General features: G+C 42.4%; 14 protein-coding genes. 9 read left to right on the forward strand and 5 right to left on the reverse strand.

Annotated features, from left to right (window positions below; all coding sequences use genetic code 11):
* Window positions 1-8: 8 nt before the first annotated feature.
* The 6 genes from miaB to AC1XUE_RS08320 all read left to right on the forward strand — a co-directional run bounded on the left by miaB (window position 9) and on the right by AC1XUE_RS08320 (window position 5,237).
* Window positions 9-1,481 (forward strand): tRNA (N6-isopentenyl adenosine(37)-C2)-methylthiotransferase MiaB, encoded by a 1,473-nt coding sequence (gene miaB / locus AC1XUE_RS08295; protein ID WP_483355469.1) that lies wholly within the window; start codon window positions 9-11, stop codon window positions 1,479-1,481.
* A 78-nt stretch (window positions 1,482-1,559) separates the two neighbouring features.
* Window positions 1,560-2,852 carry a sigma-54 interaction domain-containing protein gene (locus AC1XUE_RS08300; protein ID WP_483355470.1) on the forward strand — a complete coding sequence of 431 codons (1,293 nt, stop codon included), beginning with the start codon at window positions 1,560-1,562 and terminating at the stop codon, window positions 2,850-2,852.
* Between the two features lie 3 nt (window positions 2,853-2,855).
* A complete protein-coding gene (locus AC1XUE_RS08305; protein ID WP_483355471.1) occupies window positions 2,856-3,422 on the forward strand; it encodes an LptE family protein in 567 nt (188 codons plus the stop codon).
* Window positions 3,423-3,479: 57 nt separating this feature from the next.
* Window positions 3,480-4,136: a hypothetical protein gene (locus tag AC1XUE_RS08310; RefSeq protein WP_483355472.1), complete on the forward strand. Its 657-nt coding sequence runs from the start codon at window positions 3,480-3,482 to the stop codon at window positions 4,134-4,136.
* A 60-nt stretch (window positions 4,137-4,196) separates the two neighbouring features.
* Complete coding sequence (secG, locus tag AC1XUE_RS08315) at window positions 4,197-4,574, forward strand: preprotein translocase subunit SecG (protein ID WP_483355473.1); 378 nt, start codon at window positions 4,197-4,199, stop codon at window positions 4,572-4,574.
* A gap of 81 nt (window positions 4,575-4,655) precedes the next feature.
* Entirely contained in the window at window positions 4,656-5,237 is a 582-nt protein-coding gene (locus AC1XUE_RS08320; RefSeq protein WP_483355474.1) for an LOG family protein, read from the forward strand.
* Window positions 5,238-5,269: 32 nt separating this feature from the next.
* Here the strand turns inward: AC1XUE_RS08320 and AC1XUE_RS08325 are convergent, their stop codons facing one another.
* Window positions 5,270-5,977, reverse strand: coding sequence for a hypothetical protein (locus tag AC1XUE_RS08325; protein WP_483355475.1), 708 nt, complete (start codon window positions 5,975-5,977; stop codon window positions 5,270-5,272).
* Between the two features lie 237 nt (window positions 5,978-6,214).
* On the opposite strand from AC1XUE_RS08325, the gene AC1XUE_RS08330 reads away from it, so the two are divergent.
* Window positions 6,215-6,511 (forward strand): co-chaperone GroES, encoded by a 297-nt coding sequence (locus tag AC1XUE_RS08330; protein WP_031526862.1) that lies wholly within the window; start codon window positions 6,215-6,217, stop codon window positions 6,509-6,511.
* 54 nt (window positions 6,512-6,565) lie between these two features.
* Window positions 6,566-8,197 carry a chaperonin GroEL gene (groL, locus tag AC1XUE_RS08335; protein WP_483355476.1) on the forward strand — a complete coding sequence of 544 codons (1,632 nt, stop codon included), beginning with the start codon at window positions 6,566-6,568 and terminating at the stop codon, window positions 8,195-8,197.
* A gap of 858 nt (window positions 8,198-9,055) precedes the next feature.
* Here the strand turns inward: groL and AC1XUE_RS08340 are convergent.
* A complete protein-coding gene (locus tag AC1XUE_RS08340) occupies window positions 9,056-9,718 on the reverse strand; it encodes an ABC transporter ATP-binding protein (RefSeq protein ID WP_483355477.1) in 663 nt (220 codons plus the stop codon).
* Window positions 9,719-9,806: 88 nt separating this feature from the next.
* Between AC1XUE_RS08340 and sucC the strand changes: the two genes are divergently transcribed.
* A complete protein-coding gene (sucC, locus tag AC1XUE_RS08345; RefSeq protein WP_483355478.1) occupies window positions 9,807-11,033 on the forward strand; it encodes an ADP-forming succinate--CoA ligase subunit beta in 1,227 nt (408 codons plus the stop codon).
* 83 nt (window positions 11,034-11,116) lie between these two features.
* On the opposite strand, the gene AC1XUE_RS08350 is transcribed toward sucC, so the two are convergent.
* The 3 genes from AC1XUE_RS08350 to AC1XUE_RS08360 form a co-directional block, all read right to left on the reverse strand.
* A complete protein-coding gene (locus tag AC1XUE_RS08350) occupies window positions 11,117-12,442 on the reverse strand; it encodes a GntP family permease (protein WP_483355479.1) in 1,326 nt (441 codons plus the stop codon).
* Window positions 12,443-12,461: 19 nt separating this feature from the next.
* Window positions 12,462-13,610, reverse strand: a complete 1,149-nt coding sequence (locus AC1XUE_RS08355; RefSeq protein WP_483355480.1) for an alpha/beta hydrolase family protein — start codon at window positions 13,608-13,610, stop codon at window positions 12,462-12,464.
* 185 nt (window positions 13,611-13,795) lie between these two features.
* Window positions 13,796-14,683 (reverse strand): diacylglycerol/lipid kinase family protein, encoded by an 888-nt coding sequence (locus AC1XUE_RS08360; RefSeq protein WP_483355481.1) that lies wholly within the window; start codon window positions 14,681-14,683, stop codon window positions 13,796-13,798.
* Window positions 14,684-14,697: the final 14 nt, after the last annotated feature.

Raw genomic sequence — 14,697 nt, forward strand, 5'->3', positions numbered from 1 at the left:
TTTGTCAGATGGAGAACAGAATTGCAGCGAGTTTAAAAATATTAACAGAATCGGATAAAGAGGCCTGTGAGATCGTAAAGGTTTCGGAAAACGAGCCTGCATTTGGGAAGAAAACCCTTTTTATTGAGAGTTATGGTTGTCAGATGAATTTTGCAGACAGCGAAATCGTTGCATCCGTCATGCGCAATGCAGGCTTTGCTACCACATCTGACGCAGAAAACGCTGACCTGGTTTTCCTGAATACGTGCGCCATCAGAGATAATGCGGAGCAGCGAGTGAGAACCAGGCTGAAACAGCTTAATGTATATAAAAGAAAAAGACCTGGTATGCTGATTGGCGTGTTAGGTTGTATGGCCGAGCGTTTGAAATCCAAGCTTTTGGAAGAGGAAAAGATGGTGGATATCGTTACTGGCCCTGATGCTTACCGCGATCTGCCCCGCCTGGTTGAAGAAGCTGAAACAGGACAAAAAGGCGTAAACGTCTTTCTATCCAGAGAAGAGACATATGCAGATATATCTCCAGTGCGGCTCAATTCAAATGGTATTACTGCGCTCATCTCCATCATGCGTGGTTGCGATAACATGTGTAGTTTCTGCGTAGTGCCGTATACCCGTGGTCGGGAAAGAAGCAGGGATCCGTTTTCGATTGTCAAGGAGGCCCGTGAATTGTTTGAGGCTGGCTATAAAGAAGTTACCCTACTCGGACAAAATGTAGACAGCTATAAGTGGGATAGCACTAAAATAAAAGGTGAGGAATCCTCTGAGCAGATATTGGTCAACTTTGCCAGTTTGCTTGAAATGGTTGCACTGATCAGTCCTGATCTTCGTGTCAGATTTAGTACTTCGCACCCTAAAGATATTACGGATCAGGTGTTGTATATGATGAAAAAGTACGACAACATCTGTAAATATATACACCTTCCTGCGCAACATGGCAATAGCCGGATGTTATCAGTGATGAACCGCACTTATGACCGTGAATGGTATCTGGAAAGAGTAGACAGCATTCGCAGGATACTTGGAGACACATGCGGAATATCGCATGACATGATTGCAGGATTTTGCACAGAAACGGAAGAGGAACACCTTGATTCTCTTTCTCTACTGGAACACGTTCGTTTTGATTTCGGATTCATGTTCTCCTATTCGGAACGTCCGGGAACACCGGCGGCGAAGAAATTTACCGACGACATTCCTGCTGACGTGAAACAACGCAGACTTTCGGAAATTATCGCAATTCAGCAACGTATATCAGCTGAAAGAAATCAGAAGCTGATTGGAACAGTTCAACGAGTACTGGCAGAAGGATTTTCAAAACGTTCAGATGATGATTTGTCAGGACGCAGTGACCAGAATAAAGTAGTGATTTTCCCTAAAGAGCATTTTAGCAAGGGTGACTATGTAAATGTCCTGATCACAGACACCACTTCAGCTACCCTTCGTGGTGTGGCACTTATTGAACAGGAAGTAGCTCAATATTAACCAGGTTATTTTATGGAAATCCATAAAATAAAACCATAAACGGCTGTATATTAAAATTTTATAGCCATTGCTATTTTAATGAATTCATCAGAAATACAATCTGTAAAGAATAGATTCGGCATCATTGGCTCCTCTCCTTCTCTGAATCACGCGATCAACGTGGCTATTCAGGTGGCAGCTACGGATCTCACTGTACTGATTACAGGAGAAAGCGGAAGCGGTAAAGAATCATTTTCTAAAATTATACATAGTATCAGTTCCCGCAAACACGGCACTTTTATTGCCATCAACTGCGGAGCGATACCAGAAGGTACGATCGATTCGGAACTTTTCGGACATGAGAAAGGTGCATTTACCGGTGCCCTTGATGCAAGAAAAGGCTATTTCGAAACAACCAATGGAGGAACCATCTTTTTGGATGAAGTGGGTGAAATGCCTCTCGGAACTCAGGCACGTCTGTTGCGCGTATTGGAAAACGGCGAATACATACGTGTGGGCTCATCCAAAGTGATGAAAACCAACGTGCGTGTGGTAGCAGCCACAAATGTCAACCTGCTCGAGGCAGTTAATAACGGGAAATTCAGAGAGGATTTATATTACCGTTTGAATACCGTTCCTATTTATGTTCCTCCATTGCGAGACAGAGGCGAAGATGTACTGCTTCTTTTCAGAAAATTCACAAACGATTTTTCTGAGAGGTACAGAACCAAGGCAGTACGACTGGATGCGGAAGCCCGGGACTTATTAATGGAGTATCCTTTTCCCGGTAACATCCGACAACTCAAGAATATTGCTGAACAAATCACGATTCTTGAAACAGATAAAGAATTACCCATCAGTGCAGTTACATTGAACAGCTACTTAAATCCGGTTCAGCCTTCGAGCCGCAAGGCGCTGATTCCTGTTAGAAATTCCGAAGAATCAGCGAACTCTTTTTCCGAACGTGAACTGCTATACAAGGTGCTTTTTGATATGCGTCGTGATGTAACGGAACTCAAGAAGCTGGTAAGAGGTGTTTTAGAAAATGAAAAGTATGGTGGCGAAATTCTGAAAGATCATCAGGAATTATTCAGTTCACTTAATACACCTGAACCTGGTTTATCTCAGTCTCCCCTGGAGCCGTCACGTCTTCTTAATCCACATCCCCGAAAAGTGGATCTGGATCGTTATTCTGATGAGAGGAGTGAAATTGAAGATGTTATTCACGTTACTGCCGAAGAAGAGTCTCTATCTCTGGAAGACAAAGAAAAGGAGATGATCATTAAAGCACTTAGAAAGAATAATAACAAAAGGAAGTATGCAGCAAGTGCATTAGGAATATCAGAACGCACGTTATACCGGAAGATAAAACAATACGATATAGAAGAATAAAAAATGAATAACAGTTTATCCAAAAAGGGTTTCAATAAATTATGGTGGGGCTCCTCTCCATCTGCTATGAAGTTGACGATTGTACTCTTCATTCTTCATTCTTCATTCCTCTTATCAGGCTGCGGCGTGTATTCTTTCAGTGGAACAAATCTCTCTCCTGACCTGAAAACCTTTTCAGTAGTGAACTTTACGATGGGAACCGCCGGTGGGCCGGCTAACTTACCGCAGAGACTTACAGAAGAGCTAAAAGAATATTTCCAGAAAAACACCAGCCTGAAGATACTTCCCAGCGGTGGAGATCTGGTACTGGAAGGTTCTATTACCGGTTATGATGTGACACCTGCTGCTACTACAGCAAGTGATGAAGCAGGGCTCAACCGGCTGAACGTTACAGTTCAGGTACGATTTACCAATGCTCAGGATGAAACCAAGAATTTCGACCAGTCATTTACTTATTTTGCTGACTTTCCCCAGACACAAACGCTTGATCAGAACGAAGCCAGATTATTGCCAACAATTCAGGAAAACTTAATACAACAGATATTCAATAAATCAGCTGCCGACTGGTAGTAGATTTCGAATTTGATTACCTTCATATTTTAGTTTACTTTAAAGCTGCTGCGGTTTATGACAATTGTTGATAAAAACACATTTAATCACCTGGTAAAAAATCCAAACATACTGGGCACAGATGTGATTCCTCAACTTGAAGCGACGATAAAGGCATTTCCTTATTGCCAGATCAATTATTCTTTGCTGGCAAAGGCATCCAGTATATCAGGTCCGGACGAACTTGAAAAAACCAGACCTCTGGCCGCCGCCTACGCCCTAAGCAGAATTGCTCTTCAAAATCTGGTTGAAAGCCAGGATCGGTACGACGATTCAGTTCATATTGAAAAAACGATTGTTAGTACGGAGCTTCTGATACCGGAAGTAGCAGAGGATGTTTTGGGTAAGTTACCCGAAGAACTAATACCTGACTTACTCACTCAAAGGTCTGAGGAACAAAAAAGACAACAACAGATTATTCAGGGTTTCATGAAGAAAAACCCTCGTATTATTCGCCAGCAAAGCAATGTAGAACCTGTATCTATTGACCTTTCCGGCAGAGTTGCGCAGTCAGGAACAGGGATGATTGAAACAGAAGCCTTTGCAAAAATTCTTCTTCGCCAGGGTAAAACGGATAAAGCAATTGACGTCTATCAAAAATTGATTTTGAGAAATCCGGAAAAAAGGAATTACTTTGCGAAAAAATTAAGTGAACTTTATCATTTAGAAGTTTAATTCTGATTGTTTAAAACTGATTATTTACGCATTCATTCATTCTATATTATTTTTTAAGGCATGTACTTGGGTTTAATTATTTTGGTTGCGATCATCGCAGTTTTGTTAATTCTGGTAGTTTTGGTTCAGAACTCCAAAGGTGGTGGATTATCCAGTGAGTTTAGCGGAGCCGGAACAACACAAATGTTCGGAGTTAAAAAGACTACTGATTTACTTGAGCAAATTACATGGGGACTTGCTGGTGCTGTTATTCTTATATCACTTGCTTCCTACATCATTGTGGGTGGCAATGCAGATGGAGGCGGTATCAGAAGTGTCAATATTGATAAAGCACAAAATACTGTAGTTCCTGGTGGCAACATTGCTCCTGCTCCTGCAGCTGGTGGCGAAGCGACTCCTGCGACACCTGAAGCAGCACCTGCTGACACTACAAAATAAAAGACATTTTAAAGCTTTAAACAGCTAATTTTGACAACTTTATGTCAGAATTAGCTGTTTTTTTTATCGCATAATTTAAATATGAAAAGTATTACGGTATTATGTGGTTCCAGCTTTGGAACAGACAGTATTTATCAAGATCAGGCGATGTTACTTGGTAAAGTACTTGCCCAACGAAACATTGAACTTATCTACGGAGGTGCTAACGTAGGCCTGATGGGCGCTGTTGCGGATGGAGCACTTGGTGAAGGAGGAATAGTGAGAGGCGTGTTACCCCACTTCCTGCAAACCAAGGAAATTGCTCACAGCGGATTGACTGAACTTATTCTGGTAGAAAGTATGCATGAGCGCAAAACCAGAATGAATGAAATAAGCGAGGGTGTAATCTCATTGCCGGGTGGCTTCGGAACATTGGAAGAACTATTTGAAATGCTTACCTGGGCTCAGCTCGGACTGCACAAAAAACCAATAGGAATTCTGAACGTAGGAGGTTTTTATGATTCACTTAATGCTTTGTTAGATGTCATGGTCAGCAAAGGATTTCTGAAACAGATCAACCAGGAAATGTTACTTGTCAGTGAAGATGTGGAAAATCTCATCACTATGATGGAAAACTATACGGCTCCGGAAGTAGCAAAATGGATTGATAAAAAGGTAGTCTGATCCTATATCAATCCGTTTTACTGATCTCATTCTCAGGCAGCGATAAGCTGTTTCAGAATGAGCTTCTTTGCAATAGGCAAAAGCGTTTCCTCCAACGGGTAAGAATACTTCGATTCAATGACATAAGTTGCAGGATTAGGAAGTGATTTATTGCGCCTCACAAGATCCACCTTTACCTGCGACACAGTATTGGCGTAGCCAAGCTTTACAGAATCTACAAACATGGTTTTGACATACCTCTCGCGCTGCTCATTATAGAGGGCGAGCTGGTATTGAAATATACTAATCCTATTCTCCACAGCGTGGCAGAAAAACAAATATCCTTCTTCATTCCGCAAAGGAACAATACCTACAGGCGAAATACTGATATTCTCCCCTACTGCCGTAAGAATTTCATGCCCATCCGTATTCTTCCGCGCCAGATTCGGAATTGCAAAATCCAGTATACTATCCAGCTCTTCTGGATACGAGTCGTCATGCAAAGCATCTTCGTATACGAAGCGTAGCGATTTCAGATCAATACTTTTCAGGTTTTTCGGGAAAGAACTTTTCAGCATTTCCTTGTTTTCGCGGATTTTGATACAATTATCAAAATGATGCTGTAATTCCGTCAGATACGGATACAATTTATTGGCACAAAACTGTCCTTCAATATGTTTGAGGTATGCCAGGAGTACGTACTTTTTATATTCAAAATCAATAATACCCTTTGTGAGCCAGTCCGATTCCAGTTTTGTCATAATGGTCGACTTTTAGATACGGACAGAAATTAATCATTTGTCGGAGCAAAATCAAATCTTTGTAATCTTTGACATGGTACTCACCTGAATAATTATAACAAAACACGACAACATACAAATATGTCACAACCGTGCTGAAAAAATGTCAGCATTGGCGGACTGGCATAGATTGTGCTAAGTAGGGAGGAGTCATTCAATTACTGACAAATCAAAAAAATAAATAAACGTTTAATATCTATGTCAACTTTAGCAGAAATACAAGTGAACGTACAACCTCTGGCTGACCGTGTTCTTGTAGAACCAGCCCCAGCCGAAGAAAAAACTGCATTTGGTATCATCATCCCTGATACTGCAAAAGAAAAACCTCAACGTGGTACTGTTGTGGCAGTAGGTCCTGGTAAAAAAGATGAGCCATTAACAGTTAAAGTTGGTGACACAGTATTGTATGGTAAATACTCCGGTACAGAGCTGGCGTACGAAGGAAAAGATATCCTTATTATGCGTGAATCAGATATTTACGCCATTATTGGTTAATATCTGGTAACTATCCATTTAAATCTTAAAAGTTAATTCAAATTACTTATTGGTATGTCTAAGAAAATATTTTTTGATACCGAAGCCCGCGATAAAATAAAAAAGGGTGTAGATACATTGGCGGATGCCGTTAAAGTTACATTGGGACCTCGTGGCCGTAACGTTGTAATTGACAAGAAATTCGGTTCTCCAAGCATCACAAAAGATGGTGTATCTGTTGCAAAAGAAATCGACCTGAAAGATCCTATCGAAAACATGGGAGCTCAGTTAGTGAAAGAAGTTGCTTCTAAAACTGCTGATTCTGCCGGTGATGGTACTACTACTGCTACCGTTCTTGCACAGGCGATTTACTCGATAGGTGTTAAAAATGTAGCTGCTGGCGCAAATCCGATGGATCTTAAGCGTGGTATCGACAAAGCTGTTGCTGCTATCACTAAAAATCTTGAAGGACAGAAAAAAGTGATTTCTACTTCAAAAGAAATTGCTCAGGTTGCAACTATCTCTGCTAACCACGACGAAGAAATCGGTAATATGATTGCTGAGGCGATGGAAAAAGTTGGTAAAGAAGGTGTAATCACTGTTGAAGAAGCACGTGGTACTGAAACAGAAGTTAAAACTGTTGAAGGTATGCAGTTCGACCGTGGATACCTTTCTCCATATTTCGTTACTAACACAGAGAAAATGGAGGCTGATCTTGAGCGTCCATACATTTTGATCTCTGAGAAGAAAGTTTCTTCTATGAAAGAACTTCTTCCTGTATTGGAAGCTGTAGCTCAAACTGGTCGTCCATTAGTTATTTTGGCGGAAGACGTTGACGGAGAAGCATTGGCTACTTTGGTAGTTAACAAGATCCGTGGCGCCTTGAAAGTAGCTGCTGTTAAAGCTCCTGGTTTCGGTGACCGTCGTAAAGCGATGCTTGAAGATATTGCAAAAGTTACTGGCGGAACAGTAATCAGCGAAGAGCAAGGATACAAATTGGAAAATGCTACTTTGGAGTACCTTGGTACTGCTGAGAAAGTGATTATCGACAAGGACAACACAACTATCGTTAACGGAAGTGGTTCTCCTGAGGAAATCGCCGGACGTGTTAACCAAATCAAATCGCAGATCGAAAATACTACATCTGACTACGATCGCGAAAAACTTCAGGAACGCCTTGCCAAATTGTCTGGTGGTGTAGCTATCCTTTACATCGGAGCTGCAACTGAGGTTGAAATGAAAGAGAAAAAAGACCGCGTTGACGATGCATTGCATGCAACTCGTGCTGCTGTTGAAGAAGGTATCGTAGCTGGTGGTGGTGTTGCTTACATCCGTGCTGCTGCTGCCCTTGATGGCTTGGTTGGAAACAACGAAGACGAGACAACAGGTATCAACATCATCCGTGTAGCTTTGGAATCTCCTCTGAGAACGATCGTATCCAACTCTGGCCAGGAGCCATCTGTTGTAGTTGCGAAAGTGAAGGAAGGAACCGGCGCTTATGGTTACAACGCGAAAGACAATATCTACACTGACTTGTTAGAAGCAGGTATTATCGATCCTAAGAAAGTTTCACGTCTTGCTTTGGAAAACGCAGCTTCTATCGCTGGTCTGTTGTTGACAACAGAGTGCGTAATTGCTGACGAACCAGAAGAAGCACCTGCAGGTGGTGGCCATGGTCACCCAGGCGGAATGGGCGGAATGATGTAATTCATTCGCTGATATAGCTTTTTCAAAGGCAGTCCGTAATGGGCTGCCTTTGTTGTTTATGGCGGTTATCCAAACTTGATTTCTTTAACCATAGTTTTATCTGACTTATCAAAACAGTAAAGGATTTAAATTTAGAGCTATATCAAATAGCTTTGTCACAAACCTGCTAACTGCCTACCTTATGCAATAGCTATTTACCCAATCACTCAAACTAACGGCACTGGTAATTACAGTACTTTTTACAAATCTCTCATGCAAGGAGAAGGAAATCCTTGAGGTATTGCCAGTGCTGGAAGCATTGCTCATTACCCAGCACAGAGAAACTCCACCTCCATACCCAACAACTTTCATCAATAATTATCGGGTTCTTGCAAAGGAAAAGGTAATGTTACAGTGGTAGAATATGGTATTATTTTTTCAACTTATTATACTGGTGAGATAATAAACAATTCACCATATTTATTCAAAGAGCCAACTTTTCAGACTCACGGTCGACATATTATAACAGAAGAATTCGGAGTTGGTGAAAAGGTAATGAGGCGTAATGGAAATTACCCTTTACGCATGCATGTATACCAGCGAGCTTATGCGAAGCTGGAAGATGGACGCATCATTCATAGTGATATTGTTTTTACAACACACGAAAAAATTGCCACTCCTTACTAAAGCTTCATTCCAGACGGAGATTGCATGGAAAGCGAGATAGAATCAATTGCAATACCCACCAAAAAATAGCCGCCCGGAAAACTCCAGGCGGCTATTCACTTTACTCAACGTTATGAAAAACTTCGGCATTATGACGAGGTTCACAATCGCTGGTCACACCAAGTGTAAAAATATTTTTAATTATTTTTCTGATTAAGAAAGCATTCTGCCATCCTGCATCACAAGTCTTCTGTCGGCCATCTCGGCCAGCTCCTCATTGTGCGTAACAATTACAAAGGTTTGCCCGAATTCGTCTCTCAATTTAAAAAACAACTGGTGTAAGTCGAGTGCATTATGAGAATCCAGATTTCCGCTTGGTTCATCAGCCAGTACAATGGAAGGTTTGTTGAGTAAAGCACGGGCAACAGCTACACGTTGTTGCTCTCCACCAGATAGTTGCGAAGGCAAATGATTCATCCGGTCGGTCAGTCCGAGCATATCCAACAACTCCTTGCCTCTGTTGAGGATTTCCTTCTCCTTCATCACTCCACCAATATAAGCAGGCATGCAGGCATTTTCAAGTGCTGTAAACTCAGCCATCAAATTATGAAATTGAAAAATAAAACCTATTTTCTCATTCCTGAATCGGGCAAGATCTTTGTCTTTCTGAGTAAAAACATTCACGTCCTCTATATACACCTCTCCTTCTTCCGGACGGTCAAGTGTTCCTAAAATATGTAAAAACGTACTCTTACCCGCTCCTGATGCACCCACAATCGCGACCACTTCTCCACTTGCAACTTCAAGATCAATTCCCTTTAAAACCTGCAATGAGCCATACGTACGTTTTATTCCACTCGCCCTAAGTAAATTCATTTTACAAAAAGATAATTAGGGAAAAACTTACCCCCGTTTTGATTAATTCCTTAATTTGCCGTGAAAATACCAATTTACTTTTATACTCATGAATATTCACGAATATCAAGGCAAAAGCGTTCTGAAAAAATACGGTGTGCGTATTCAGGAAGGGCTTGTAGCCGACACGCCCGACAAGGCGGTAGAAGTTGCACGTGAACTTAGCCAGCAGACAGGTACCAAGTGGTATGTGGTTAAATCGCAGATTCATGCCGGTGGGCGTGGTAAAGGCAGAATAGTTGGTACAGAACAACGTGGAGTTGCTCTTGCTAAATCTGTTGAAGACGTACGTACGATATCCAATAACATTCTTGGTAAAGTACTTGTTACGCATCAGACAGGCGATGCCGGAAAGCGTGTGAATAAAGTGCTTATAGCTGAAGATGTTTACTATCCTGGCCCAAGCGAGCCAAAAGAATATTATCTGTCCATCCTATTGGATCGCGGCAGAAACTGCAACGTAATCATGGCCAGCACCGAAGGTGGTATGGACATTGAAGAAGTTGCAGAACATACGCCGGAAAAAATCATGAAAGAGTGGATCGATCCGAAAGTGGGATTGCAGCCATTCCAGGCACGTAAAGTTGCTTTTGCTCTTGGGCTTGAAGGTGACGCTTTCAAAGAAATGGTGAAATTCATCACTGCACTTTACAAAGCATACGTGGAGAGTGATTCGGCCATGTTCGAGATCAATCCGGTTTTGAAAACATCTGACAACAAGATTCTTGCTGTTGATGCAAAAGTGGATCTGGACGACAACGCATTGTATCGTCATCCTGAGCTGGCAGAAATGCGCGATACCAACGAAGAAGATCCTTTGGAAGTAGAAGCTGGTGCTAACAACCTGAACTATGTGAAACTTGACGGAAACGTGGGTTGTATGGTAAACGGTGCAGGACTTGCAATGGCTACAATGGACCTTATTAAGCTTTCTGGTGGTGATCCTGCTAACTTCCTTGATGTTGGAGGTGGCGCGAACGCACGTACCGTAGAAGCCGGTTTCCGTATCATCCTGAAAGATCCTAATGTAAAAGCTATTTTGATCAACATCTTCGGTGGTATCGTTCGTTGCGACCGCGTTGCTGCCGGTGTTGTAGAAGCATATAAAGCAATTGGTGAGATTCCAGTTCCGATCATCGTTCGTTTGCAGGGTACCAATGCTGAAGAAGGTGCACGTATTATCAACGAATCAGGTCTGAAGGTTTCTTCTGCGATTGAATTCAAAGAAGCAGCTGCCAAAGTGAAAGAAGTACTTGCAGATCTTGGTCTGCAATAATTTCTGATATATAAGATAGTAAAGCCCGTTCCGGAATCCGGAGCGGGCTTTTTTGTAAGCTATCGGTTTTCTCAACAGACGAATCAGACCAGGATAAAATAGAGAATGACCGTCACTATAAAGCTGGCGATACCTTGCAAACCTGTCAGAATAGTATGACTACGGTAAGTATCCGTCGCCGACATACCTGTGAACTGCGACACGACCCAGAACCAGGCATCATTTGCATGCGACACGATCATGGCGCCGCTACCCACGGCCATCACAACGAGTGTAATCTGAACCGGATCTGTGAATCCCAGTGAGGGTAACAACGGAGCTAGTATACTGGTCGTCAGAACCATGGATGAAGTCGTGGATCCTTGTGCCGTTTTGAAAAATAAAGCAATCAGGAAGGCTATAAGTAATAAGTACACGCCGCTCATTTCGTTCCGGGTTAACCATTCACTCACTAGATTTTTCAATTCTGTTTCCTTTAATATAGCCCCAAAAGCACCTCCTGCCCCGACCAGCACCAGTGTTGTTCCGCAGTGTTCAATACCATTTTTGAAACAGGCATTCATACTAGCCGCAGCATTCTTTGGAAATAACGAGTAACTGAAAAAGATCGCCAACAGAAACGAAACTAACGGACTACCAAAGAAACCCAGCCATGTTGTCCAAACAGAAGAAAAATGAAATATCTGTGCGGACGACGCCAAGGTAATCAGGAAAATCGGGAGTAGAATAGGCATGAACGCTTTCCATGCAGGCGGTAGCGTAAGATTCTCTGCAGGCACATCAGTATTCTCAACGGCTACCTGAATATTTCTTGTGTAACGATCGGCAAACCAGGTTGAAACAAACAAGCTGGGAACAGAAACAACGAGACCGATCAAAATCACCAGCCCTATAGAATCCGGAATACCCAGATTTCCGGCGGCGGAAAGCGGGCCGGGTGTAGGTGGTACCAATGTATGAGTTGCGAATAATCCGCCTGACAACGACAAAGAAATGGTAGCCAGCGGAATACCCGTTCGTTCTGCCACGATACGGTTCAACTTATGTAGAATGATAAATCCTGAATCACAGAAAACGGGAATACCTACAATCGCACCGATCACGGACATCGCAAATGCAGGTCTCTTCGTACCGAACAAATTCAAGATTACATCTGCTACTTTTATAGCCGCACCTGATCTGTCGAGTATAGCTCCTATTATACAACCTAAGATCACCATCAGTCCGATCTTCGACATCAACTCGCCAAATCCTTTCCCTATTGTTTCCGCGAGTTTGTCAATCGGCAGGCCTGCAAAAATACCTACTCCCAATGCAGCAAGTAGTAAGCCCGCCAACGGATGCAGTTTAAAAATGGTAGAGCTTAAAACGATGAAAACAATAGAGAGAAGTACAACCCAGATGATCATAAAATACCAAAGCTAAATCCTACAACAACTCCATTACTTTTTCATCACCCATAACCGCATTCGCAGGTCTTGGATATTGCGCATTAAAAACTTCAAGTTCTTTCTGATCAAGTAATTTTGAAGCCGTTTCATCCACTTTTCCTAAAGCATTTGTTACAGATTTCAAATCCAGTTTGAGCTGCTTTGCCAGAAATGCATACATAGCCTGTCTCTTCGAAGGCCCATAATCGTGCTTCTCATCTGGCAAATGTATATTCTGAACCTGATCAGATTTTCCATAGAGCTTATAAATAGACCTGATATGCGGAAATTCCACTTCCGGCGTGTGCTTGGTCCAGTCGTCCCCGTCAGAGATCAGCAGCATGGGCCGTGGAGCAGCCAAAGCAGCGATTTCTACATTATTGGTTTGATGTGTTCCATTTTTGTGAATTGGCATACCACTTTCACAAACGCAGCCTCCGAAAAAATAGGAAGATACCATCACTGCCGGGACGGACACTTTTACACGCTCGTCCAGCGCTGTGAGCAGGAACGTTTGCGTTCCTCCACCCGATTCCCCTGTAACTGCTATCCGTTGCTTATCCACCTCTGGTAATGACGAAATAAAGTCGAGTGCTCTGATCGCATTAATCGTCTGTAATTTAAGTGCTTTGGGCATTTTGTGCTCGCATTGCCTCGAATCTCCCTGCCCTACCATATCCCAGACAAATACAATAGCTCCCATCCTGGCCAAAGTAGCACAGCGTTTCTGGGTTTGTTCCCGAAATCGCCCATGAGGGTTTTCTCCATGTCCATGCGGACACAGAACAGCTGCATATGATTTCTGTTTTTTCAGTGGTCTGTATAAATTTCCTGTTACATAAATTCCTTCGATACTCTGAAAAGCTACGTTTTCAATTGTGTAACCATCCATGATCCGTTTGCTGTGAATGATCGGAGCTGAAGTAGGTCTGGCCGGCAAATTTTCCAGCTGCATACCCTTCACGATCTGATTCTTTATGGCTACCGACCTTGCCTCCCATGCAGCCTTTGTAGTCGCAGGATAATTTTCCAAAAATGCTTTACCCTGCTCTTCAGTAAAGTATTTACCCTGACATAATTCCTGTGTTTGTGCCCATGCACTTCCCACTATAAACGTGCAGAGAACAAGCGTTACAACTGATTTCATGAAAGCAAATAAAATTAATTGAGAATGACCGGAAAAGGCATTCCGGTCAACGTACTACTGATTCAGTACTGGATAATATTCTGGCTTGCGCACCCCGGTCTGCATGGTGTATCCAGGCTGAACGGTGAAACCAGTTAAGGCAAGGTCCGTTCAGTTCGGCTTCGCAGTACAGACCGGCTCGCAGATCATACAGACCGGGGTGGCACAGCAACTGTGATATAGTTTTTCAGAACATGCGTTTCAAGTTTTCTCACCTGACCTTTATATTCTCCATCAATCTGAAAATAAACTTCCCTATCCAGACATTCAATCGTGGCCTGCTCAACTGAGATAATTTTCATAATCTCTGGATTAAGATCCGTGTTACCTGTGAGAATCTTAGCTGTTTCAATAAAATCCAGCTTTTTGGCAATCACCAATTCATAAAATCCATCGGACATATCACCTTGTGGATTGATATTTACCCCTGTACCGTATTTCTGGGCATTAGCAATGATCACAATCAACGCTTCCGTTTCAAATGTTTCCGCACTCGTTGTAATCCTGACATTGAAGTTCTCATGTTCACTGAGCGTCTTTAACATCTCGCGCGCATAACCCATTTTCCCTCTTGTCTCACCATTTTCGTAATTTTTAACCAGAAGTGCATTTAGTCCTATATCGCTCAGATGCAAACTGATTTCTCCATTAATACTCACAGCGTCTATTCCTATCTGATTTTCGCCAAAAGCAATATCAACAGCTTCCTCCAGATTTGCCGGGATTCCGAAGTCAACGGACAGGCCATTGGCAGATCCTGCAGGAATAATGCATAAAGTTACATTAAGGTCATGGATGGCCTGAGCTACCAGCGAGATGGTTCCGTCTCCACCGGCTGCAATCACTTTTTCTGGTTTCAGGTTCTCCACCATCTCCCTGATTATCTGGTCATCCTGATTTCCGGTGGTAGTATAAATCCGCAGATCTATGCCTTCTTGAGTAGTTCTGTTGATGACCGCATCAAAAATCTCATTCTTATCTAAATCGCCCGATATAGGGTTAACAACCAACAAAACCTTTCGTTCTGAAAACATAATGTCTAAATTAG

The sequence above is a fragment of the Dyadobacter sp. HNCC25DJ187 genome, from assembly GCF_056895255.1.

Coding starts and splice junctions, on each gene's coding strand:
- miaB (WP_483355469.1), top strand. CDS start 9: ATGGAGAACAGAATTGCAGCGAGTTTAAAAATATTAACAGAATCGGAT.
- AC1XUE_RS08300 (WP_483355470.1), top strand. CDS start 1,560: ATGAATTCATCAGAAATACAATCTGTAAAGAATAGATTCGGCATCATT.
- AC1XUE_RS08305 (WP_483355471.1), top strand. CDS start 2,856: ATGAATAACAGTTTATCCAAAAAGGGTTTCAATAAATTATGGTGGGGC.
- AC1XUE_RS08310 (WP_483355472.1), top strand. CDS start 3,480: ATGACAATTGTTGATAAAAACACATTTAATCACCTGGTAAAAAATCCA.
- secG (WP_483355473.1), top strand. CDS start 4,197: ATGTACTTGGGTTTAATTATTTTGGTTGCGATCATCGCAGTTTTGTTA.
- AC1XUE_RS08320 (WP_483355474.1), top strand. CDS start 4,656: ATGAAAAGTATTACGGTATTATGTGGTTCCAGCTTTGGAACAGACAGT.
- AC1XUE_RS08325 (WP_483355475.1), bottom strand. CDS start 5,977: ATGACAAAACTGGAATCGGACTGGCTCACAAAGGGTATTATTGATTTT.
- AC1XUE_RS08330 (WP_031526862.1), top strand. CDS start 6,215: ATGTCAACTTTAGCAGAAATACAAGTGAACGTACAACCTCTGGCTGAC.
- groL (WP_483355476.1), top strand. CDS start 6,566: ATGTCTAAGAAAATATTTTTTGATACCGAAGCCCGCGATAAAATAAAA.
- AC1XUE_RS08340 (WP_483355477.1), bottom strand. CDS start 9,718: ATGAATTTACTTAGGGCGAGTGGAATAAAACGTACGTATGGCTCATTG.
- sucC (WP_483355478.1), top strand. CDS start 9,807: ATGAATATTCACGAATATCAAGGCAAAAGCGTTCTGAAAAAATACGGT.
- AC1XUE_RS08350 (WP_483355479.1), bottom strand. CDS start 12,442: ATGATCATCTGGGTTGTACTTCTCTCTATTGTTTTCATCGTTTTAAGC.
- AC1XUE_RS08355 (WP_483355480.1), bottom strand. CDS start 13,610: ATGAAATCAGTTGTAACGCTTGTTCTCTGCACGTTTATAGTGGGAAGT.
- AC1XUE_RS08360 (WP_483355481.1), bottom strand. CDS start 14,683: ATGTTTTCAGAACGAAAGGTTTTGTTGGTTGTTAACCCTATATCGGGC.